Raw genomic sequence first — 25,331 nt, 5'->3', positions numbered from 1 at the left:
TAAAACTTGATTTAAGCTATTAAAGTGAATTATTATGCAAATTTACAGCATAAATAATAAAAAGGATAGGTTATGATTAGATTTAAACATGTTATAACAAGAACGCCGAGTAAAACATTAATTGATGGATTAACCTCAGCCAATTTGGGAAAACCTGATTATCAAAAAGCCTTAGATCAACATAATGAGTATATTCGAGCATTACAACAGTGTGATGTGGAGATAACGATACTACCCGCTAATGATCAATTTCCAGACTCTGTTTTTGTTGAAGATACCGCACTTTGTACGCCCTACTGCGCCATTATTACAAGGCCCGGTGCAAAAAGCCGTCTTAATGAAATTGAAATTATTGAAGATTGTATCACTCAATTCTATTGCAATCATGTTGAAAGAATTTCTGCGCCAGGTACGGTTGAAGCGGGCGATATAATGATGGTTGGTAGCCATTACTACATCGGTTTATCTGCGAGAACCAATCAACAAGGCGCAGAGCAAATGATCGCAATTTTAAGCAAATATGGGTTAACAGGCTCAATTGTGACGCTAGATAAAGTCTTACATTTAAAGACGGGGCTCTCCTATTTAGAAAATAACAATTTGCTTGCCACGGGCGAATTTATCACTAAAGAAGCCTTTTCTCATCTTAATATCATCGAAATTCCAGAACAAGAGAGCTACGCAGCTAACTGTATTTGGGTCAATGGTAATGTAATAATGCCAGCAGGTTACCCTATTACAAAAGCAAAAATTCAAGCATTAGGCTATAACGTAATTGAAGTTGATACCTCAGAGTACCGTAAAATTGATGGTGGTGTAAGCTGCATGTCACTGCGTTTTTGATGCTTAAAGATAAGCATAATACGATATTTAGCCGGCTAATCCGGGTATTTTTATAACGGTGCGGGGTTGTTGATAAATATGCTTTATGTGATGATAGCGGTGAGCCCGATTGACTCCTTTAGCTGGTTTTATAAAAGCGAGAAGTTTGATAAATTTAGCCAGTAAACACCCTTTTTTCACTAAAATAGGGTGTTACAACAAAAAAATAACGAAATATAAGCCTGCGATGATTATTGACTTATTTTTGGAATAAATAAAAATCACCTAGTAACAAACGAAAATCATGAGTATAACAATTTTCACTATCTCGCATCGTTAGGCTTTGCTTAGTGCATATTTCAACTGTTTGCAGACTAAAACAGAGCAAACTTAATGACGCCGGTTTATTATCGGTATATTTAATTTGCATCTGCTGAACTAAATGCCAGTCATGTTGCAGGCAAAGCTGGCTAAATTCATCAGATAAATGGTAAGGCAATACCACGCAAAAATAGCCATTGGGCTTTAGTAATCTTTTTGCGGTTGTAATAAGCTGTGTATGATTTAAATTTTCGGTATAACGCGCTTGCTGACGCTGCTTGTTACGGCATTCAACTGCTGATTCGAAATATGGCGGATTACTGACGATCAAATCATAATATGGCGCTTGATTTAAGCGATATTGGTTAATATCGATGCACCTAGCGGTAATATTTTTAAACGTAGCTTGATTAATATTCTCTTGGCATTGCAAAGCAGCGTTAGAATCAATATCGATAGCATCAATATGACTCTCATGGTGTTCAAGGCGCTGTGCTAACATTAACGCAATAATCCCGCAGCCACTGCCAATATCAAGCACTTTTTGGGTATTTGCTGTAATTGGGCTCCATGCCCCAAGTAAACAGCTATCAGTGGTTACTTTCATCGGTGATTTATCATGGGCGATAAAAAAACGTTTAAAGGTAAAGCCATTTTTGCGCAACTCAGTCATAAATTATTTCGCTAATTATTGTTTTTAAAATTGTGTAATAGTTTTTGTAATAGAGGTTTATTTGAGGCAACGGCATCGGCAAACCTTGTTGGCTCAGGCAAACGATACCCTTTTAAGCAAGCTTTAACCCAATTCAGCGCCGATAGCTGACTTACTCGATGTCCTGCTGAAATAAACAATGGGTTACATTTTACTTTACTGCGTAATACGCTGCCAATTTGCTCAATACCTGTTTTATCAAATAAAGGCTCTTGAGCAAGTCGCTCATCTGGTAATGGCTGATATTGACCATATAATTTCTTTTTTGCAACGCCAATAGTTGGAATATCAAGCAATAAGCCTAAATGACTTGCGATGCCAAGTTTTCTTGGATGAGCAACGCCTTGTCCATCAACTAATAATAATTGTGGCTTATGCTCGATTTTTTGCCACGCCGCAAGTAACGCAGGATATTCTCGAAACGATAAATAACCCGGAATATAAGGTAATGTGGTTGGCATTTTCGCAATTTGATATTCAACTAGTGTTAAATTTGGGAATGATAGTACGACAATAGCAGCTCGCGTTATTTGCCCGCCCTCTTCAAAACCAACATCCGTTCCCCCAATCAAGGTGGGAGTACTAAAATGATTATCATCTCGTAAAATAATACGATTAGCATATTCAATTTGTTGCTGTTTTAATTGAGCTAAATTAATAGACATTTTATTTATGTTTAGTATGATTAAGGGCGTTTGGTTATTCTAACAGAATTAAGCATGTTATATACATTAATTACCCCATTTACAATTAACGAAGAGATAAAAAAAAGTCGCTTTATCGTTAATGCAGCGCCAATTGATCATTCGCAGCATGCTGCTGATTTTATCGCACAAGTAAGCGATATTAATGCAACGCATAACTGCTGGGCGTGGAAAATGTCAAATCAGTATCGCTTTAATGATGATGGCGAGCCAACAAGTACCGCTGGGCGGCCAATTCTTGCTGCCATCGAAGGTCAAAACTGCGATAATATCGTTGTCGTTGTAACGCGGTACTTTGGTGGAATAAAGCTCGGTACCGGCGGCTTAATGCGTGCTTATGGCGGTAGTGCTAGTCACTGCTTACAGCAAGCGCCCTTAACCGCGATTATTTTACGCCATTCTTACCACGTTTCGTGCCTATATAATGAGTGGCCTATTTTTGAAAATAAACTTAAAGAAGCACAAGCGATCATTGAAGAACAAACTTTCGATGCTAATGGCACATCATTACGTATTGCGATAACTGATGATAAATTTCAATTACTTAATGAGTTTATCGCTAACCTTAGCCGAGGCAGAGAGCAGTTAATACGGCTAAATCAACGATAAAAAAAGTTAGTTAACTCATTGATAGTTAATGTTTTTGTAATTAAACCCTCCGTCTTAGAAGAGCTTGCTACGGCTAATGAGTAATTTTTTGCTACTTGTTGCCAATTTAAAAACCACGCATTTTTATCGACAGTAATAACTGAATTATTGATAAAAGGTAATGGCAGAGTAAAAGAGTTAGGGGCTAAATAAAATCCCCGCCCATCAGCTTTAATAATTGCCTCTTTTAGTGTCCATAACTGAATAAAATCAAGCTTACCATGATTAATTGCTTCAATTTCATCCTCAGTGAGCACCTCGTGATATTCATCAATATTGATCGGTTGCTGCGCCTCAATATCAACGCCTATTTGCCCTTGTTCGTTATAAGCACAAACGACCCAGTCGCCTGCATGAGCAATATTAAAACTTCCCTGCATATTTTCGATAAACGGTTTAAAATACTGGTTATAAGTTAAGTTAGGCAGTTGTAATGCTGGGTATGTTGCGTGTTTTTTTAGTACATAAAGTAATAATAACTTTCCCAGCAGTGTTCGACATTTATCATCATTAACCCGCAATTGATTAATCGTTTGCTGGTCATTTAACGTTAAAATCCCTTGATAGTCTTTTAGCTGTGACCAGCTAAGTTGGTTTAGGCAAGTTGTATAGATATAATTCATTTTATTACCTTTAATAAATAAACTTACGCTTACGTTTAGTCGGCGTAAGTTTGCTACATAACCCGACAAAACTAGGCGAATTGATTTAAACTGTCGATAATTTCTTGCTCTTTTTCTAAAACACCGTAATGATCAGTTGCCAGCTCAATAACGCTTAATTGCTGCGCTGAATTTAAATAAGCATCAATATTATTGACCAAATATTTATCATGTAGCGCGCCAAATCCTTTTTCATCCATCGCTTTAAATAATATAACTCGCGTATTTTTAAGCTTAGCTGAAATAGGTTGTAACGAAATTTGCTTATCGACCTGTGTCACCGAAACGACATTTGAATGTAAATATTTAGGGATATTCAACTCCGCCATAAGTTTATCTAAATTAATAATTGGCATATCCGCGGTAATATCATCAGGATTAAGTAGCCATGTATCTAAGGCATAAACTGTAATATTTTGTATATTACGCGCCTCTAATATCGTTGCGATTTCTAATGCAATTTGCCCACCTAATGACCAACCAAACAAGCTTACCGGTTTCGTTACGTCAAGTACCCTATCAATATAAGATAAATAATATTTTGCTAATAGATTAAGCTTTTCAATTTTATTATCATGATAAAAGTTATAAGAATCAACGCCATAACAGCAGTAATTGGCTTCAAGCTTGTTTGCTAATGATAAATAAACTGAGCAGCCGCCCATACCGGGGTGGATCATAAATATTTGTGGTTTATTATTAATGGCCGTTAATGATACAACAGGATTAAATTCTAATTTGTCTGTTGTCATCACTTTTATCGCAAGCTCTCTTATTGTTCGGGCATTTAAGATGTCAACTAACGATAATCTAACTTGAAATACCTGATTAATACGGCTATTAAGCTTCATTGCTAAAATACTATTTCCCCCAAGGGTAAAGAAACTGTGCTCCATACTAATTTCATTACTCGCGATATTTAACGTATCAGAGATAATTTCACATAGTATTCTTTCAACTTCATTATCAGGTAACACGTGGGCAACCATATTGTTAAATTCTGGTTTGGGTAGTAATTTTCGATCGAGTTTACCATTAGAGGTTATGGGTAAAGTTGATAAGTGGACAAATGCCACTGGTAGCATATATTCGGGTAATGTTTGCCGTAAATGCTTAATAATTGAATCATTATTAAGTTCACTATTAGCAACATAGTAGGCAACAAGGTACTTATCCTTCGTTGAGCGCTCATAAGCAATAACAATAGCATGATTGATATCTGGATGATGAGTTAAACGCGCTTCAATCTCTTTAAGCTCGATGCGATAACCGCGAATTTTTACTTGAAAGTCATTACGACCTAAATATTCAATATTACCATCATGCCGATACCGAACAATATCCCCGGTTTTATAGATACGATCATTGTAATTTTGTTGTTTTTGTTGTTTGTTTTGCAGTGGATTTGCTATAAAACGTTCACTCGACAAGGTTTGATTATAAAGATAACCGCGCGCAACTGGGTCGCCGCCAATGTATAGCTCACCTATTGCCCCAATTGGCACTGCTTGTAAGTTTTCATCTAAAATATATGCCGTTGTATTTGCTATTGGTTTACCAATAAAAACATTTGAGGTCTTGGCATCATTACAATCATAGTATAGGACTTCTATCGTTGTTTCAGTTGGCCCATATAAATTGTGTATTTGGCAATGAGGCATAAGTCGATGACATTTCTTAACCTCCTCAAGATTTAATGCTTCACCACTACAAAATAAATATTTTAAGGAATTTAATTTAGTCCTTAGCGATACTTGCCCTTCTAATGTTTCAAGAAAAGTTGCCAGCATTGAAGGGACAAAATGTATTGTTGTGATACCTTCTTGCATGATAAGTTCAGTCAAATATACGTTATCTTTATACGACTGAGAATGAGCAAAAACAATGCTGGCACCATACCAGTTAGCCCAAAATAGTTCCCACACAGAGACATCAAATGTGTAGTTGGTTTTTTGTAAAATACGATCGTGCTCCGTTATTGGGTATTGTTTATGCCGCCAAATAATTTTATTGATAACACTTTGGTGCTCAATCATAACGCCTTTGGCATTACCCGTCGTGCCACTGGTATAAATAACATAAGCCAGGTTACTAGCCTTAGCTAAAGGCGGAAGATTTTTGCTTATATAATGAGAAAGTTGCTCAATCATCGTCGGCGATTGCAGGTTTACAACAGTTTGCCCTTTTTCTATAAGCTCACAGCATTTATCATAATAAGCATCAATAGTTAGAATAACGCGTGCTTTGGTATTGGTTAGAATATATCGTGATCTATCACTTGGTGCTAAAGGATCGATAGGCACATAAGCTGCGCCCGACTTTAGCACGGCTAATATGGCAAGTGGCATATAAAGAGAACGATCTAGATACAGTGCAACAAGGTCATCTGCTTTAATAGTAAAGTTATCTCTTAAATAAGAGGCCAATCGATTCGCTTTATTATTAAGCTCAATGTAGGTTAATCGCGTATTTTCATAAATAACTGCAATATTATTTGGCGTTCTCTCGACTTGCTCCTCAAACATTTGGTGGATAGTTTTATCATGCGGATAATCTTGCCTCGTTTGATTCCATTGATTAATTATGGTGTTATAGTTATCGTCATCAAGATAAGTTATTTGGCTAATTAACTGGCCTTTTACAACTAAATCACTTAACTGTTCAAGTATATGGCAATAAACATTGATATAGCCTTTTATTGTTTCAGCTTTAAATAGTGCCACTGCATAGTTAAAATTACCGCGGATAATCGTTTGGCTATCATCGAGCATGGTTGATAGATCGAATTTAGCAATATTATATTGGCTAGAATCAGTTTGATATGGTGTCAATAATGACGTTGTATCCGCCCTATCGTTAAAACCAAATGATTGTAAACCAAACATAACTTGGAATAATGGATGCCTTGATGAGTCTTTTTCTATCTGCAATGCATCAACGAGCTTCTCAAAAGGAAGATCTTGATATTGCTGTGCTTGGTTAAGCCTTATTCCCGTTGTTTGAATAAAATCAGCTAAACGTTGCATTGGATCAATTTCACGCCGTAACGCTAAGGTATTAACAAAACAGCCCATTGTGTTTTCAATGCCAGGATAATGGCGCCCCGCTATTGGCGTTCCAAGTATTATATCATTTTGATTACTATAAGCTTTAAGTAATAGATAGTAAGCACTGAGTAATACGGTGTATAAACTGACATTTAAATTTGAGGCTAACTGCCTAAGTTTATGACTTGTCTGTTTTGTTAAACTAAAGCCAATATCTGCGCCGCGATAATCAATTTGTATTGGGCGAGAATAATCGAGTGGTAAATTAAGGGGCTGATAGTCAATTAAGCTGTTATACCAATAATCTAACTGAGATTGTAGCTGCTCATTTTGTAGGTATTGACGTTGCCATAATGCAAAGTCTTTATATTGAACTTGTATAGCCGGTAGTTCCGCTATTTCGCCTTGCATACTAAAGAAATGATAATAATAATTTAGCTCTTTTATCAATAGCTCAACTGACCAACCATCAAAGGCAATATGGTGAATGACTAAACTTAAATAGTATCGATCGTGTAATTGATAGCTTTGTGCCGAGATCGGAATTTGGGTTTTTAAGTCAAAAATACGATTTATATGATCACCTATACGTAAATTGAGCATATCGATATCTTCACAGTCGCAATTTTCTATTCTTATATCAATACTATTTGCAGCTAAAATATATTGATAACCCATTCCATCAGCATTAATCTTAATAATCGTACGTAATATTTCGTGTCGTTCAATGATTTTATCAATCGCCTTAGCTAAAACACCAAGCGATACATGCTCACTTAGTACAAACGTGAGTGGAATATTATAGGCATTACTGCCCCCCTCGTAATTATCAATAAACCATAACCGTTCTTGAGCAAATGAGAGTAGCTGATCTTGCTTTCGCTCTATACTCGGTGCCAAAATCACTACTGGATGGCTAATAATAGTGTCAATATACTGACTTATCATTTGTATGGTTTTATAGCTAAAAATATCAGCAATATGAATAGCTTTATCGGTTGTATCGGATAATTTTGTTGCTAACTTAATCGCTAAAATACTATTTCCACCCATTCTAAAGAAATCATCGGTAATACTGATATTTTGATAATCAATTCCCAATAATTCACTGTAGATTTTTGCCACTTGATGCTCGGTATTTGTACTCGGTTTTACGCTATTTTCAGTAAGATCTAGCGTTGCAATGGGTAGCGCTGCTCTATTTACTTTGCCATTTAGCGTAAGGGGTAATGCCTCAAGATAGACAAAAGCTGCTGGGATCATATAATCGGGTAATGATTGCTGTAAATAATCAATGAGTTCGTCACGAGTAATTGCTTTATTTGCAACATAATAGGCGACAAGTTGTTTATTACCGGCATTATTATCGCAAGCAAGTACCAGCGCTTGCTTGATATTCGGATATTTTAATAAATGGCTTTCAATTTCAGCCAGTTCAATCCTAAATCCACGAATTTTAACTTGAAAATCATTACGCCCTAAATATTCAATATTGCCATCGGCAAGATAACGTACAATGTCACCCGTTTTATAAAGCCGGCTATTTTCACCGGCAATTTTTTGCAGCTCACTTTGGAATGGATTTGTAATAAAGGCTTTTTGGCTTAATTCAAAATTATTTAAATAACCACGCCCAACCCCAACACCGCCAATATAAAGCTCACCAAAAGCACCAATTGGTACTGGCCTTAATGCATTATCTAATATATAAACGCTAGCATTATAAATTGGTTTACCTATATTGTTACTTAGATCACCTTGTTGATATTGCCGGTAAGTAGCCCAAATTGTTGCTTCAGTAGGCCCATAAGCGTTAATTAAATGGCGATGTTGCTGATGATAATAATCAACAATATGCTGTGAAATTGCCTCGCCACCGACTAATATAGTGTCAATTGGAATAATTTGGTTTTTATCTAATAATGCCGGTGGTATAAACGCATAATCGATATGCTCTTTTATGGCATAATCAATTAAGCACTGTAGATCTAAACGTTTATCTTGAGCAAGAATATGTAATGTATTTCCTGTTAATAGCGGTGTAAAGATATCGAGCACATGGGCATCAAAAGTATAATCTGAATACCATAACGTGTTTTTACTTTTATTATTGAGATCACAGTTTTTTAGCACCATGGTATTGCATTGCACTAAAGTTGCATTAATAACACTGTGATGCTCAATCATCACCCCTTTTGGCTTACCCGTTGTGCCACTCGTATAAATAATATAGGCTAAATCGTTGGCTGTTGTCTTAGTGACGACATCATCAACGCCACTGACAGCGAGTTTATTTTGTATATCGACATCATCAATGCACACCAAACTAGCACTCGTATCATTTAAAACACGATTTAGTTCAGTTTGATACGCTAATGAAGTGATAATAACTTTACACTGGGTATCTGTTACTAGCCACTGCTTTCGCTCATCAGGTAATTTAGGGCTTAGTGGCACATAAGCAGCGCCAGCTTTTAAGACTGCAAAAATGCTGACGATTAATTGTGGGCTTTTATCTAGGCAGATAGTCACTAGATCATCACGTTGTAATGAAAATTGGCTTTTTAAATAGTATGCTAATTGATTTGCTTGTTCATTTAATGCGCGATACGTTAAGCTTTCATCATCATAAACGACAGCAATATTATCTGGCGTTGTTATCACTTGCTTTTCAAATGCCTGCGCAATAGTTTTATCACGAGGATAATCATGCTGAGTTTTATTCCAGTTATAGATTACGGTATTATATGATTTTTTATCAAGGTAACTTAGCTTGCTAATTGGCTGCGGCTTTTTGCTAAGTGTGATGATTTCATCAAGAATATGGCAATAAGTGTTGATATATCCGTTTATTGTTTCTGGCTTAAATAGTGCTGTCGCATAATTAAAATAACCATTGATGGTCTCTTGGCTGTCATCTAAAATCGTCGTTAGATCAAATTTTGCAATTTGATATGCCATAGCATCTGTTTGATAAGGCGTAAAAAGTGGTTCATCCGATTGGTTACTTAGCGAGCCAAACGATTGTACACCAAACATCACTTGGAATAACGGATGCCTTGATGGATCTTTTTCTATTGTTAAAGAATCAACAAGTTTTTCAAATGGTAGGTCTTGATGCTGCTGAGCCTTAATAAGCGACTTAGCCGTTGCTTGAATAAAATCAGTAATACTGATTTGATCATCAATTTTACATCTTAAAGCTAAGGTATTAACAAAAAAACCCATCGTATTTTCGATGCCTAAATAGTGCCTACCTGCTATTGGTGTGCCTAAAATAATATCAGCTTGGTTACTGTATGCTTTGAGCAATAAATAATAACCGCTTAATAAAACAGTATATAAACTGACATTTAAATTAGCGGCAAGTTGCCTAAGTTTTTGGCTGGTTACGTTGCTTAAGCTAAAGCGAATATCCGCGCCACAATAATCGATTTGCGGTGGACGAGGATTATCTAAAGGCAAATTAAGTGGCTGGTGATCTTGCAGCAGATCATGCCAGTAGCTTAGCTGCGTTGGTAATGTTTCGGCTTGTAAATATTTGCGCTGCCAAAGCGCAAAATCTTTATACTGAACAGATATTGGCGGGAGTTCGATGATTGCCGCCGATGAATTAAATTGTTTATAGTAATGTTCAAGTTCTTTTATAAGTAAATCGACTGACCAGCCATCGAAAGCAATGTGATGAATAACAAGGCTTAAATAGGTCTGTTCATTTAACTGGTAACTCTGCACTGATATTGGAATTTGCGTTGCTAAATCAAAAATAGCGTGAACATGCTCAGCAATATATCGATTTAACGCCTCAATGTGATGGCATTTTTTATGATTAATGGAAATAGTTGCACTTTCTATCGCTAAAACGTGTTGATATCCTTCACCATCATGGCTTGTTTTAATCACCGTGCGAAGCACTTCGTGCCGGGCAATGATTTTATTAAGTGCTTTGCTTAGTACATCTAACGATATTTGCTGACTTAATGTTAATATTAGTGGAATATTATAGGCATCACTTCCCTTTTCATAGCGGTCAATAAACCATAAGCGTTCTTGTGCAAACGAGAGTAATTGTTGCTCAGCTTGCTCTACTTTTTGCGGTAAGATTGCATATTTTGAGCTAGCTAAAGTATCCATATACTGGCTTAATCCTTGCGCCGTTTTATAGCTAAAAATATCAGCCACATGAACCGCTTTTGAACTAATGCTCGCTAAACGATTGGCTAACTTGATGGCTAAAATACTATTGCCGCCCATCTTGAAAAAATCATCAGTGATACTGATAGTATCACTATTTAAGCTCAATAATTCAGCATAAAGCGCGATGATTTGATGTTGGGTTGTCGTTACTGGGCCAATATAATTGCTATTGATGTCAGTTGTAACATCAGGAAGCGCCGCTCGATTTATTTTGCCATTTAACGTTAATGGCAAAGCATCAAGGTAGATAAACGCTGAGGGGATCATATATTCAGGTAAGTGTTGCTGTAAATAATCAAATAGTATATTACGGCAAATAGGTTCACTGGCAACATAATAGGCAATGAGTTGCTTATTACCGCTGTCATCAATTTTTACGATAACGAATGCTTGTTTAATTGCCAAATGTCGATGTAAACATGCTTCGATTTCGGCTAATTCAATCCGAAATCCGCGAATTTTAACTTGTAGATCATTTCGGCCAAGATATTCAACATTACCATCAGCAAGGTAACGAACTAAATCACCGGTTTTATACAAACGGCCATTATCGTCGGTTAGCTGCTGAGCCTTTGTCTGAAATGGATTTGGGATAAAAACGTTACGGGTTAACTGTGGATTATTTAAATACCCTAAACCAACACCTGCCCCGCCAATATATAATTCACCTATCGCCCCTATTGGTACTGGGCGTAACTGACTATCAAGAATATATAACGAGGTGTTATTGATCGGTCTACCAATTGGTACACTATGGCTAAATTCGGTTTTAGCTGAGTTGATTAAGTAAGTAACAGCAAAAGTGGTTGTTTCTGTTGGGCCATAGCCATTAACTAATTTAACACGAGGATATCGCTGCCTAAAACAATTAATATGATGAACCGATAAGGCTTCACCCCCGACTAAAAGATAATTCAATTGCCCAAGGTTAGTAACCTTGGCATCAACTAAGGTATTAAAAAATGCGGCGGTAATAAAGCAATTGCTAATTTTATAATCACTAATAAGTTGATTAAAATCACTTAAGTTTAAAATTTGCTGTTTTTCCGCTATCACAATCGCCGCCCCATTTAGTAACGGCGCGAAGATATCATAAATTGAGGCATCAAATTGATAACCCGAAATATCAAGAAATCGATCATCACAACCGATGTCGGTGTAATTAGGATTTATCACTAAACGATTGATATTGCGATGAGTAATTAATGTCCCTTTTGGTTTACCCGTTGTGCCACTGGTGTAGATACAATACGCTAAATCATTCGATTTAGTTGTCGTAATCACATTATCGTTACACTGTAACGAAATGGTGTTCACTACCTCAACTTGATCGATAACAATTAAGGGAATATTTGGTGAAAATGCCGCAACCTTGCTTTGATAACACTGCTGCGTTATCACCGTTTTGACATTGGCATCAGTAATAATAAATTGGTTTCGTTCATTTGGTGTATCAGGATCAATAGGCACATAAGCTGCGCCAGATTTTAGCACCGCAAACATAGCGATAACCATCTGCTCACTGCGATTGAGATATAACCCGATACAATCATTAGGTTGAATATTATATTGCGATTTTAATTGATGGGCGAGCTGATTTGCGCGTTGGTTTAACTGCTCGTAGCTTAATGTTATCTGGTTAAAAATTACCGCAGGCAAATTCGCTGACGTCTTAACTTGAGCTTCAAATAAATTCACTACGGTTTTATCAGCTTGGTAATCAGCTTCAGTATTATTCCAATCATAAATAACACGTTGCAATTGATGTTTATCAAGGTAAGAGAGCTCTTTGAGAGGCTCATTTAACGTAACTAAATCACTAAATTGTTCTAATATATAGCAATATACATTGATATATCGCTCAATAGTGTCTTTGTTATATAAAGCGGTAGCATAGTTAAAAACACCACTTATCGCTTCTTTACTATCATCAAGCATGGTCGAAAGATCAAATTTAGCAATTTTATAATGCGCGATATCTGCAGTATAAGGGGTGAATAATGCTTTTGGATCTTCCTCATCAACTGCTCCAAACGACTGTACACCAAACATGACTTGAAAGATTGGATGCCTTGATGGATCTTTTTCAATTTGTAGCGCATCTACCAATTTTTCAAAAGGTAAATCTTGATACTGCTGAGCATCATTAAGCAATTTAGCCGTTGATTGAATAAAGTCGGTTAAGCTTTCTTGATCATCAATTTTCTGCCTTAATGCTAAAGTATTAACAAAGAAACCTAGCGTATTTTCAATACCGGGGTAGTGCCTGCCCGCTATTGGTGTACCAAGAATGATATCAGATTGATTGCTATAAGCTTTAAGTAATAAATAATAGCCGCTGAGTAATACGGTATATAAACTGACATTCAAATCAGCGGCTATTTGCCTTAATTGATGGCTCGTTTCTTTGCTTAAATTAAAGCGAATTTCATCACCACGATAATCAATATTTAATGGCCGTAAGTTGTCTGTTGCAAGATTCAACGATTGATGATCTTGTAATGCTAACTGCCAATAATCAAGCTGAGGTTGGAGCTTATCTGCTTGTAAATATTGACGTTGCCATAGCGCGAAATCTTTATATTGAATAGCAATATCAGGTAAATCTGGTAAATGGCCTTGATAGTTGTAAAAGCGGTAATAGTAATCAAGCTCTTTACTAAGTAATTCAATTGACCAACCATCAAATGCAATATGATGAATAACGAGACTAAGGTAAGTTTTTTCACCAAGTTGATAACTCTGCGCGGATAATGGAATTTGTGTCGCTAAGTTAAATATTTGGTGAGCATGTTGATTAATATTATTGTTAAGTTCATCAATATTTTGACATATTTGTTGGCTAATATTAAGTTTTACCCCTTCTATCGCTAAAACTTGCTGATAGCCATCGCCTTGTTCATTAGTGTTGATCACCGTTCGAAGTATTTCGTGGCGTTCAATGATCTTATTTAGCGCTTTAGTTAACACAGTGAGTGATATTTGTGGCTTTAAGATTAACGTTAATGGAATATTGTAAGCATTACTACCGCCCTCATAACTATCGATAAACCATAATCGTTCTTGCGCATATGAAAGATATTGTTCTTGCTGACGATCAACGCTGTTAACACTAATAACTAATTGTGGCTTATGCAAACTATCAAGGTACTGACTTAATATGCGAATCGTTTTATAACTAAAAATATCGGCAACATGAACCGATTTATTAGCCATATTTGATAATCGACTCGCCAGTTTGATGGCTAAAATACTATTGCCACCTAATCGAAAGAAATCATCATTAGTGCTTATCCTATCAATACTTATTGAAAGTAGCTCACTATAGAGCTGACACACTTGTTGTTCAGTTGTTGTCGCTGGCGACGTATAATTAGCGGTAATATCAATTGTTACCGCGGGTAGCGCTGCGCGATCAATCTTACCATTGATATTTAATTGGAACGCGTCAAGATGCATAAAGCCTGCTGGTATCATATACTCAGGCAAGTTTTGTTTAAGGTGATCAAATAACGGATCACGATCAACTGGCTGCTTTGCAACGTAGTAGGCAACGAGCTGTTTGTCCTGACCATTGTCACAGGCAATAACTAATGCTTGATTGATACTAGGATACGATATTAATTGCGCTTCAATTTCAGCTAATTCGATTCTAAAACCGCGGATTTTAACTTGAAAATCATTTCGACCTAGGTATTCAATATTGCCGTCAGAAAGGTAGCGAACTAAATCCCCGGTTTTATAAAGCCGTTGATTATAAGCTTGTTGCTTGGGTAATTTAGTTTGAAATGGATTTTCAATAAAGTGTTTATCCGTTAATTCCGGATTATTAAGGTAGCCAAGGCCGACGCCTCCACCACCAATATATAACTCACCAACGGCGCCAATAGGTACTGGTTTTAAAGCGCGATTAAGTACATACAATGTTGTGTTATTAATTGGCTTACCTATCGGCACGGCATAATTAAAGTCAGTGTTAATTGTATTAGTTAAAAATGACGTTGCATAAGTCGTCGTTTCCGTCGGGCCATAAACATTTACCAGCTTAACGTTTGGATAAAGCTGCCTAAAACGATTAATATGGTAAGTTGATAATGTTTCCCCTCCCACTAAAACATAATTTAATTGATTTAAATTAGTGATTTCAGCATCGACTAAAGTATTAAAAAATGCGGTGGTAATAAAACAGTTGGTAATGCCTTTGTCACTAATTATTTGATTGAACTGTTTAAGATCTAAAAATAACTGTTTTTCAGCGATAACAAGGCTAGCGCCATTGATTAAGGTAGCAAAAATATCATAAATGGAGGCGTCAAAATGGTATCCCGAAATAGCGAGTAACCGTTCAGATTTATTAATATGAGTGTAATTAGGGTTGATGACTAAACGATTAATATTACGATGCGTAATTAACGTACCTTTTGGTTTACCGGTTGTGCCACTAGTATAAATACAGTAAGCAAGATCATGACTTGTTGCCGTGCTTATTGGGTTACTCGTGCTTTGATTTAATAATGCCGTCACCATTTGGCCATGGTCAAGATCAATAACATTAGCGGTAAATAAACTCGCCTTTGCGTGATAAGCTTTTTCAGTAATAATCGCCCTCACTTTAGCATCACCGATAATATATTTATTGCGTTCATCTGGCGCATCAATATCCATAGGGACATAAGCTGCGCCAGCTTTAAGCACGGCTAAAATAGTTACGACAATATTTTCACTACGCGCTAAATATAAGCCGACAAAATCGTTGGGGCTTAACTGATAAATGCTTTGTAAGTAATGGGCTAATTGATTCGCTTGTTGGTTTAGTTGCTGATAAGTCAACGTGATGTCATTAAAAAGAACAGCTGGATAATTTGGTGTTTGTAGAACTTGCTGCTCAAATAGGTTAATCACTGTTTTATCGGCGCAATAATCGCAGGCGGTATTATTCCAATCATAAATGACTGTTTGATACTGCTCAGTATTTAGATAATTAATGTCATTTTGCTGAGCATATGGATTTTTAATAATTTGGCTAATAATGTGTTTAAATGTAGCTAAAATATTTTCGATAAGCCCATCATCAAATAACTCGCTAGCATAATTTAACGTTAAGATTAACTGCTGGCATTCTTCTGACACACTCATCACTAATGGGTAATCTTGCTTTTCCAAAATGCCCAGGAAGTTTAGTTGCAGTTTATCGTCAAAATTATTTTTAGGGATCGGATAATTTTCAAAAACAAATAATGAATTAAATAAGCGCACTCCCGATTGCTGTAGTTCCGCCAAATTGACATTGCTGTAACTATTAGCCTTATTAATGTCATTTTGTAGTGTTTTTATTGTATTAAGTAAGGACTGCGAGGCATTATGTTCGACAATAAGTGGCAGTGTATTAATTAATAACCCAACGGTTTGCTCTATTCCCTCTATCGGTAAATTTCGACCAGCAACAACCACGCCAACAAGCGTATCATCACTTCCCGTATATACGCTAAGAACCTTATGCCAGCAATACTGCAATATGGCATTGGTTGTTAATGCGTATTCGCTCGTCATTTGTTTAAGTGTTAAGTAGCATTCGCTATCGATGGATAGTGTTTTTTTAGCTGGATCAGTGATATGTTTATAGCTATTTAAGTGGATCGCTCGAGCTTCTCCTTTAAGTAATAAACTTAAATCATCTTTAGTTTGCCGTTGACTTAAATATTGCTGCCAGTAATTTATATGTTCAGTGCGGTTAATTTGTAAGTAATTTTGTATATCTTGATAAGCACTATCTACATTCAAATCGATTGGGCAATTGGTTAATAACCGAAGATAAGTATCGTGCACCGCTTTAATCAATATTGGATTACTCCAACCATCTAAAATGGCATGATGACTGCTAAAGATACAGTGATAATGTTGATGACTAAATTTGATTAAATACACACGAAATAGCCCGGCTTTAGTTAAATCGTAAGCTTGGCTGCGATCTTTGTGACGTAACTCAGCTAAGAAGCTTTGCTGCTTGGCTGCTGATTGATTTGAAACATCGTAATAAGACCAATTTAATTCAGCTGCTTTATCGATAATTTGAATAAGCTCTTCATCCCAATTAAAACGTATACGTAAACTTGGATAATTAGCTTGTACTCGTTGCCACGCTTTTTTTAGTAATTGTGGGTCAATTGGACTTTGATAATCCCAAAACATTTGCGTACGATAGGCATCATCAATATCGCCTTGATTGATGGCGTGATAGATAAACCCGGCTTGTAAACTATTTGCTAAATAAATGGCTTGTATTTCTGAATGTTGTTGTAATTGTTCTAATAAGCTTGTTGATACGACATTGTTAATGTCTGTTGCCGTTAAATAGCCTCTATCTATAGTGATAAGCTGAGAAATCGTAGATTTTAAGATTGCTATATATTGCGCGGCTAATTGCTCAAGTGTGTCGTGTGCTAGGTAACTGGCAAACGTTATTTTTAACTGTCCTTGGACAATACCACAATCAAGGCTTAAGGCACTAGCGGCCTTATTTTTATTTGAAACAGCGACACCAGGGTCATTAAAACTAAACTGCCAATCTTGTTTTGCTGCGTTATCAAATTGACCCAAATAGTTGAAACTAATTGGTGATAGCATGTGGTCTTGATAACCAAACAATGCTGAAAAACCAATGCCACGATGAGGGACCGTTGCAAAGCTCTCTTTGGTATTGGCTATGTGGGTTAGAATATTGTCGTCAGCTAATATTTTAACCGGGTACATATTTGTAAACCAACCTACGGTGCGGTTAATATCTATATGTGGGGATAGTGATTCTCGCCCATGCCCTTCTAACGTAATGTATTGTGTATCTAAGTGAGTGAATTTTTGCAGTACCAAAACAAAACAGGCGAGTAAAATATCATTAATTTGCGTTGATAAAACAGTATGTATTTGTGTCTGTAATTTGGCGGTATCCCTTTGACTTAACGTTAACTGGCATCGATTTAATGATTTATCGGTGAAGAATTGACTAACACTTTGGCGATAAGTTGCAATATCCTTGGTAATATCGAGCCAATAAGCTCGTTCTGCTTTGATTTCAGGGTAATTGATATAATCTTGCAGCTGAGTACCCCATTGCCGATAGCTAGATGGTTTTTCGCCTAAAATATCGATGGCACAGTGATTATTTAGTGAGTTAGCATCTAACGTTTGATAAATTTTTTGTAGATCTTGCTTAATAATATGCCAACTCATGGCATCGATAATTAGATGATGAACAGCAAAGTGTAGCTTAGCACGATGATTATCACTAGACTCAACATAACCAATATGGCAAAGCGGTGAATGATAAATATCAAACCCTTGTTGCCATTGATTAAATAATTGTGTTGGACTATCTTTAGTTGATGTTAGATTAATATAATCAAACGGAATACAGCTATCATTTTGTGCATAACTTTGACTGTAATTACCATTCTCATCACGCATGAATGTTAGGCGTAAAGCGTCGTGATAACTAAATAATAACCTTAGACTTTGCTGTAATGTGAACGTGTTGAGCCGCGGAACATCGATAATAAATGATTGATTCCAATGCTGGTATTCTAAAAATTGAGCTTGCTCAACTTGTTTAAAAAACCATTGCTGAATAGGCAGTAATTTGAATGAACCAGACAGTTGGCCTTGCTCAGCAATGATGGCGATATTTTTTTCAGTATCATTGAGATCAATATTTTTTGCTAACATGCGAACTGTTTTGGCAGCAAAAATATCGTTAATAGCGATAATAGCCTTTAATTTATGACGAATTTTACTTGCAACTAAAATAGCGCTAATACTATCGCCGCCTAATTTGAAGAAATCGTCATCAATACCTAACTTATTTTCATCAATTCCTAATGCCTGTGCATAGATTTGACATAGTATCGTTTCTATATTATTTGTCGGTGCTTGATACTTTGTTTTATCATTGAAATCAGGCTGCGGTAATGCCGACCTATTTAACTTACCATTAACCGTTAAAGGAAGCGTTTTTAAATGAATAAAGGCGGTTGGCAACATATATTCAGGTAGAAAATCACTTAAATGTTTTAGCATTTGCGCCTCATCAATCACATCTTGTGTAATATAGTAAGCGACTAATGTTTTTAAGCCAGAGTTTAGCGTATATGCCAATACTACTGCTTGGCTGATTTGTGTCATTTGCATTAGGCAATTTTCAATTTCGACCAGCTCAATTCTAAAACCTCGAATCTTTACTTGAAAATCTTTTCGCCCCACATATTCAATAGTATCATCAAGCATTTTTCGTGCTAGATCACCCGTTTTATACAATCTTGCTTGCTTTGCTCTATTCGCTTCAAATGGGTTAATAATAAATGCTTGTTCACTTTGCTCTATATTATTTAAATATCCGCGAGCAAGCCCAATACCACTGATATATAAATCACCAATAACCCCTTCTGGAACTGGCTTTAAATTTTTATCTAAAATATATGCCTTAATATTTGTTAATGGCCTGCCTATATTAAGATTACTGTCGCCTATTTGATAATGATGCAGTGATGCACACACCGTACTTTCAGTTGGTCCATAAGCATTAATTACCTGAGTACCTTGCAAACTATAGCGATCCATTATTTCAATATTAGCACTTTCCCCTGCAACAATAAGGGTATTTAACGAAAGCAGTTGGTCTTTATTTAATAATGCAGGTGGAATGGTTGCAATATCAAGGTTATTGACCTTGATATAATTGGCTAACGAGTTAAAATCAAGCCGTATATCTTCGCTAACAATATGTAATACATGGCCATTAGCAATGGCGGTAAAGCATTCTGATACATGGGCATCAAAGACATAACTTGCATACCATAAACAGTTTTTTGTTGTGTGATGGTCAAATGCCAAACCAAATTCATTTCCTTGATTAATGGCTAAATTAATTAAGCCACTATGCTCAATCATAACGCCTTTTGGAGCGCCGGTCGTGCCACTGGTATAAATGATATAGGCCAATTGAGAAGCGCTAATTGTTAAATTTAAATTATCATTTTGATAGGCACTTAAAATACGCTGAATTTTAGGTTCATCAATCTTGATATGCGGCGTATTTGTTTCATTAATCACTGATTTTAAAGCGGTATTAAGGCACTCATTAGTGAGTATTGCTTTAGCATTTGTATCTTTTAATATATAGGCAAATCTTTGCGGTGGCGCTTTAGGATCGATAGGTACATAAGCCGCCCCAGCCTTTAATATTGCTATGATACAAACCGGCAATAGTGCTGATTTTTCCATGCACAGTGCAATTAAATCGTCAGCTTGAAGTTTAAAATTAGCAATCAAATAACGTGCTAACTGATTAGCCTGTTGATTAAGCTGCTGATAGGTTAGAGAGTTATCGTTATAAATAATAGCGTAACGATCTGGAAATTTTTCAACAACTTGTTCAATACGCTCTATTATATGGGCATCAAGTGTGGGTTCGAATGGCCTAGCTGAGGTTATTGGCAGATAGTTGCTACGTTTAATAAGATCAATATTTTTAATCAAAGTATGACTTTGTTGATTAGTCAGTATCGTTAAAATATCAATAAAAAGTTTTTGGTAAAAATGAATAAAATTTTTCACTAACTTTTCATCAAGAATACGGCTATCAAAACGAACACGATAATTGATTTTGTTGTTGTGTTCTTGCTGCTCGAAAAGTAATTTACTGGCTAGATCTACTTGAAAGTTGTGATTTACAGATTCAGTTTTAATATCAATTAAACCGGCTTCATGATCACGATAAAAAGTTTGTGCAAAAGCAATATTTAATAGTGATGAATCGCCACCAAAGCGAATGATCTCATTAATTGGTAAATATTTAGCATTAGCAAGTTTTAGCTGTTTATAAAAAGCGAGTGTTTGGCAAATAAGTGAATTAAGCGTGGTTTGTTCATCAAATCGGTAATCAATAATCATCGTATTGATATGTGAGCCATACAATAGCTCTTTACCTTCCAAAATAGCAATGGGATATGCTAAGGCGATATTATCAATGTTAGCGATTTTATTTAGTGCAACCGCCATCACAAGCTGACCAAATAAATATGGGGTAATTTTATACTGACGACGTAAACTATTAACCTGATTAGTGATTTTCTCATCATAATCAAAGAGATATTCAATAATAGATGATGTTTTTGTTTGATTTAAGCGAGCTTGATGTGATTTTAGAAAGCTAAGATCAACGCCAGGTAAATCATGCAAATGTGTTTGCCAAAAATGGCACATTTGCGTTTTATGGTTAACAAATAAATGATCAAAATATTGATAAAGATTTTGATGCATTATCGTTTGTTGTGATAACGATGGAACCTGATAATCAATGCCGTTATATAAATTACGCCACTTGTCCCAAATTTCAGCCGTGCTAATGCCATCGACAACAATATGATGAAAAATAAAAATCATTCTATAACGTTCATCACCGAGTTTAATTAGGTGAATTCTAACTAATGGACCATGATGTAAATCGAAAGGCTGCGTAACTAATGTGTAGATTTGTTCATCATCTAAAGGCTGCTCATGAAAAGTCGTTAAATTAACAATAGGTTCAGCAAGTTGCCAAAATGGCCCGTCTTCGCTATCTTTGATTAGATGCCGTGTAATAAAGTGCTCATTTAATAGTCTTTTGAAACTATTATCATATTTTTGCCGATCGAGTTTACCAATTACGATATTATCGATAACGATATTATAATCACTTCGACTAGGATTATTTAACCATTCATAATAAAAAATTGATTGATAAGGCGTAAGTTTAGTATGGTTCATATTTTTTATATCCATATATCAGTAACAGAAAATTTATTAAATATAATTCGAAACTAATGAGTTGAAATGAAAATAGTCGTTTTATTGAGTATTAAAACGTGAGTAAATAAAGTACACATATGCGTTTTTTGATTACTGAATAAAAGGCTTGTAGGTAAGGATTGGCGATAATAACTAAGGCTTTTAGTATTTAAATAAGATAACGTCAAAATACTAGAATAATTAACTAGTAATTTAAACAGCGTAACTAATGTCACGTAAAATTTGAGAGGATTCTTAAAACAACGGATATTGAATTGATTTTTAATATTATTATAAAGTGGAAGCATACAAATCTCTTATTATTTTTTTTAGAATAAAGAATCTTGAATGTACCTAAATAGATAATCCATATTGGTTACTCCATTAACATACAAAAATTTGCGCAAAGTTTCAATGATTTATAAAAATATTTTAAGATGATAATAATTAACTTATAATAAACAGATAGATATGATTTAAGCAGACTTATCGTTTTTTAAGTCTGCTTAAAATTGAATATAGCGTGAGGAAATGAAAAGGATAATTTAAAATATCAGTTATTGTTTTTTGATAAACCAAATATCTTTAACGGCTAAAAGTAAACCAACAATAAGCCCAACCAAGTGAGCGGTATTTGCTATCGGCCCTAAAATGCCAGTGAAACCAGCTAGTAACCAAACGATAATAATAATTATCATTGCCCGTTCAAATCGTAAGCCCGATGATGGCCGCGTCTCACCATATAACCATACATATCCCATTAAAGCATAAACAACGCCAGATAACCCGCCAAAATCAGGCCCTGAAATACTCGCTTGAGCATAGTTAGAGAGCAAGCCTGAAATAACCGTGATTTCGATTAGCTTAAATCGCCCTTTTAGATGTTCAATCATTCCACCTAAATACCACCACCACATTATATTAAACACAATATGTAATAATGAAAAATGAATAAAAATTGGCGTAATATAGCGCCACAATTGAGCTTGCTGACCAGGAAGTGGGTAGCCTAGATACGTTAATATTTGAGTTGGCCCAAAAATAAACAATAAACCATAGAGCGCAATACAAACAATGGTAATAATAAGTGTAATTACCCCGACTGGCGCGAGGTTAAGTATGCCCGCATTCAATTTTTTTGCGGGTAGTTTAAATGAATGATTATTGCTTTTTTGCCAAGTAGCATCAAGATAACGTTTATCATAAGGATTTTGAATATATTGTTCTAGTTCTTGTTTAACTATGGTGAGTTTGTCATCGCAACTATCATCGAAAAATAACTGGCTGTTACCGTCTTTATCTAACTCTGTTCGTAAAATGATATCTTTCGTTGCCATATAATCAATGAAAGTATAGGCAAATTCAGCTTGTTTGAATGAAATGAGGTACATAAAATAAATTATCCTTTGTGGCTATAATTGTATATTAAACGTCACGAGTTTAAAGGCAATACAAATATTATCATGTACCAATAAAATCAAGCAATCTAACAATTTTTATCATACCAATAACCGATACACTCATTAAGGTAATTTGCAAAAGTCTAGTAATAGTTATTGAAAATAGATAGATATCATATTAACTTAAGCAATATCAAATACTAAAATAAAAACCGACTATTTTTTCTACCCAAAAAATATCAGGATTACGATAGTATATTAAATATTTACAAGCTAATGCCCATTTGGAGTTACTAAGTTTTATGAGAAAGTTACTAGTTTTAATAATGTTCCTAAGTACTTCTGCTTTTGCAGATTTTTCGGCCAAAGTGATTAATATTATTGATGGTGATACGATTGATGTACTGACTTATAATAATAAGAGAATCCGGATCCGTTTAGTTGATATCGATGCGCCAGAAAGAGGACAACCCTTCGTAAATGAATCAAAGCAATTTTTATCATCATTAATTACTAAAAAAGTCGTTTTAATTAAAGAACAAGGTCAGGATATTTATAACCGCATGCTAGGAACCATTTATTATAAAAAACAAAATATTAATGAGTTGATGGTTTTAAACGGCTATGCTTGGGCCTATCGATATCGAAATAAAGCATCAAATAAAACTATGATTATGCTAGAAACAAAAGCTAAACAAAACCATTTAGGTTTATGGCAAGAAGATAACCCAGTTGCACCATGGGAATTTAAACGAAGAGCGATAAAATAAAAAACCCGCTCGATAGACGGGTTTCTATTAATAAAATAACAATAAAGTTATTAGATTACTTTAACTTCAGCTGCTGCTGGACCACGAGCGCTATCTTGGATAACGAATTCTACGTTTTGCCCTTCCGCTAATGTTTTAAATCCTTCATTCATAATAGCTGAGAAGTGAACAAATACATCTTTGCTACCATCAGCAGGAGTGATAAATCCAAAACCTTTATTTTCGTTAAACCATTTAACTTGGCCAGTTTTCTTTGTCATTTCAAAAATTTTCCTAAAAAAGTAATTGCTGCATATCATCACGTATGCTCGTTTACATAAAACTTACATAATATTTTTAATAATTAAAAAAACTACGCGTTATTATGTGACATCTATTAACGCATATTCGCGTATATATAGCAAGTTTATTTTAAATTATTCGTAAAGATATCATATTAATATATTTAGAGAAAATTCGAAAAATATTGATTATTGCTTCAAGTTTCAACCACTTAGCGATAATACATACTGATTACCTTTTTTTATATTTGATTTTAAATGTATGTTTAGATAGAATACGTCTGACTTTACAAAGTGGGTTGTTAGCTCAGTCGGTAGAGCAGTTGACTCTTAATCAATTGGTCGTGGGTTCGATCCCCCCACAACCCACCATAGAACTTAGTTTAAAACAAAGTGTTATGATAAAAATAAAGTTTCGTTAATTGTTTAAACATTGAGCAATGGCGGTAAAGTGGCGATACAGAAAATCAATTTATTAATACTAAGTAAAAATTGCCAAATTAATATGACGTATAGCTGAATTTTTTTTTCTATAATCAATTAAATTTATTGTTTTTGTCTTTTTCTCTTATTTCTTTCAACATATTGGTAATATTTTCTATAGTTACCGGATCCACATTCATAGTTTTCTTATCGATTTCAATTTTATTTTTCTTTCTATTTTTTAATTGGTTATATATAAAGATAGCTATATGTTTAATAGTTTCAGTAGAAAGTGTAGCCACAACAGCTATACAAATATCATAATCAGCTGAATCATAGGCTAATGTTGGGTTTTTACTATATCGATCCTCAATAGTATAGTTAAATAAATTTACTTTATTTATTTCCACTAAGTCATTAATACTGACATCTTTTATTTTTACTAAAGCCATTTTTATGTCCTTTTATATTATTAGTAGATTTATATAATATTAAATATAACATAACAGATATAGAATAAATCATA

Annotated in this window: 10 protein-coding genes and 1 tRNA gene; 4 read left to right on the top strand and 7 right to left on the bottom strand. The window is 35.1% G+C overall.

Annotation, left to right across the window (positions count from 1 at the left end):
- Positions 1-72: 72 nt before the first annotated feature.
- Positions 73-843: an arginine deiminase family protein gene (locus RHO14_07110; protein ID WVD70124.1), complete on the top strand. Its 771-nt coding sequence runs from the start codon at positions 73-75 to the stop codon at positions 841-843.
- Between the two features lie 238 nt (positions 844-1,081).
- Here RHO14_07110 and RHO14_07105 read toward each other — a convergent pair whose 3' ends face one another.
- Together RHO14_07105 and nfi are read right to left on the bottom strand one after the other, a co-directional pair.
- Positions 1,082-1,816, bottom strand: a complete 735-nt coding sequence (locus tag RHO14_07105) for a methyltransferase (GenBank protein ID WVD70123.1) — start codon at positions 1,814-1,816, stop codon at positions 1,082-1,084.
- An 11-nt stretch (positions 1,817-1,827) separates the two neighbouring features.
- On the bottom strand, positions 1,828-2,520 hold the full coding sequence (gene nfi, locus RHO14_07100; protein ID WVD70122.1) for a deoxyribonuclease V: 693 nt from the start codon (positions 2,518-2,520) through the stop codon (positions 1,828-1,830).
- 54 nt (positions 2,521-2,574) lie between these two features.
- Here nfi and RHO14_07095 point away from each other — a divergent pair, with 54 nt between their 5' ends.
- On the top strand, positions 2,575-3,168 hold the full coding sequence (locus RHO14_07095) for a YigZ family protein (GenBank protein ID WVD70121.1): 594 nt from the start codon (positions 2,575-2,577) through the stop codon (positions 3,166-3,168).
- On the opposite strand, the gene RHO14_07090 is transcribed toward RHO14_07095, so the two are convergent.
- The 3 genes from RHO14_07090 to glpG all read right to left on the bottom strand — a co-directional run bounded on the left by RHO14_07090 (position 3,159) and on the right by glpG (position 23,322).
- Positions 3,159-3,830 (bottom strand): 4'-phosphopantetheinyl transferase superfamily protein, encoded by a 672-nt coding sequence (locus tag RHO14_07090; protein ID WVD70120.1) that lies wholly within the window; start codon positions 3,828-3,830, stop codon positions 3,159-3,161. The two genes, RHO14_07095 and RHO14_07090, sit on opposite strands and share 10 nt — an antisense overlap.
- 71 nt (positions 3,831-3,901) lie before the next feature.
- Complete coding sequence (locus RHO14_07085) at positions 3,902-21,910, bottom strand: amino acid adenylation domain-containing protein (GenBank protein WVD70119.1); 18,009 nt, start codon at positions 21,908-21,910, stop codon at positions 3,902-3,904.
- 578 nt (positions 21,911-22,488) lie between these two features.
- On the bottom strand, positions 22,489-23,322 hold the full coding sequence (gene glpG, locus RHO14_07080; protein WVD70118.1) for a rhomboid family intramembrane serine protease GlpG: 834 nt from the start codon (positions 23,320-23,322) through the stop codon (positions 22,489-22,491).
- 311 nt (positions 23,323-23,633) lie between these two features.
- On the opposite strand from glpG, the gene RHO14_07075 reads away from it, so the two are divergent.
- Entirely contained in the window at positions 23,634-24,101 is a 468-nt protein-coding gene (locus tag RHO14_07075; GenBank protein WVD70117.1) for a thermonuclease family protein, read from the top strand.
- A 50-nt stretch (positions 24,102-24,151) separates the two neighbouring features.
- Here RHO14_07075 and RHO14_07070 read toward each other — a convergent pair whose 3' ends face one another.
- On the bottom strand, positions 24,152-24,361 hold the full coding sequence (locus tag RHO14_07070) for a cold shock domain-containing protein (GenBank protein ID WVD70116.1): 210 nt from the start codon (positions 24,359-24,361) through the stop codon (positions 24,152-24,154).
- Between the two features lie 317 nt (positions 24,362-24,678).
- Here RHO14_07070 and RHO14_07065 point away from each other — a divergent pair.
- Positions 24,679-24,754 (top strand) — tRNA-Lys (locus tag RHO14_07065).
- A gap of 164 nt (positions 24,755-24,918) precedes the next feature.
- On the opposite strand, the gene RHO14_07060 is transcribed toward RHO14_07065, so the two are convergent.
- Positions 24,919-25,257: a hypothetical protein gene (locus tag RHO14_07060; GenBank protein WVD70115.1), complete on the bottom strand. Its 339-nt coding sequence runs from the start codon at positions 25,255-25,257 to the stop codon at positions 24,919-24,921.
- Positions 25,258-25,331: the final 74 nt, after the last annotated feature.

The organism is Orbaceae bacterium lpD04, from assembly GCA_036251935.1.
Taxonomy (GTDB): Bacteria; Pseudomonadota; Gammaproteobacteria; order Enterobacterales; family Orbaceae; genus Orbus; species Orbus wheelerorum.
Note: the sequence above shows the minus strand (reverse complement) of the source record. Positions and strands in the feature narration are given on the sequence as shown.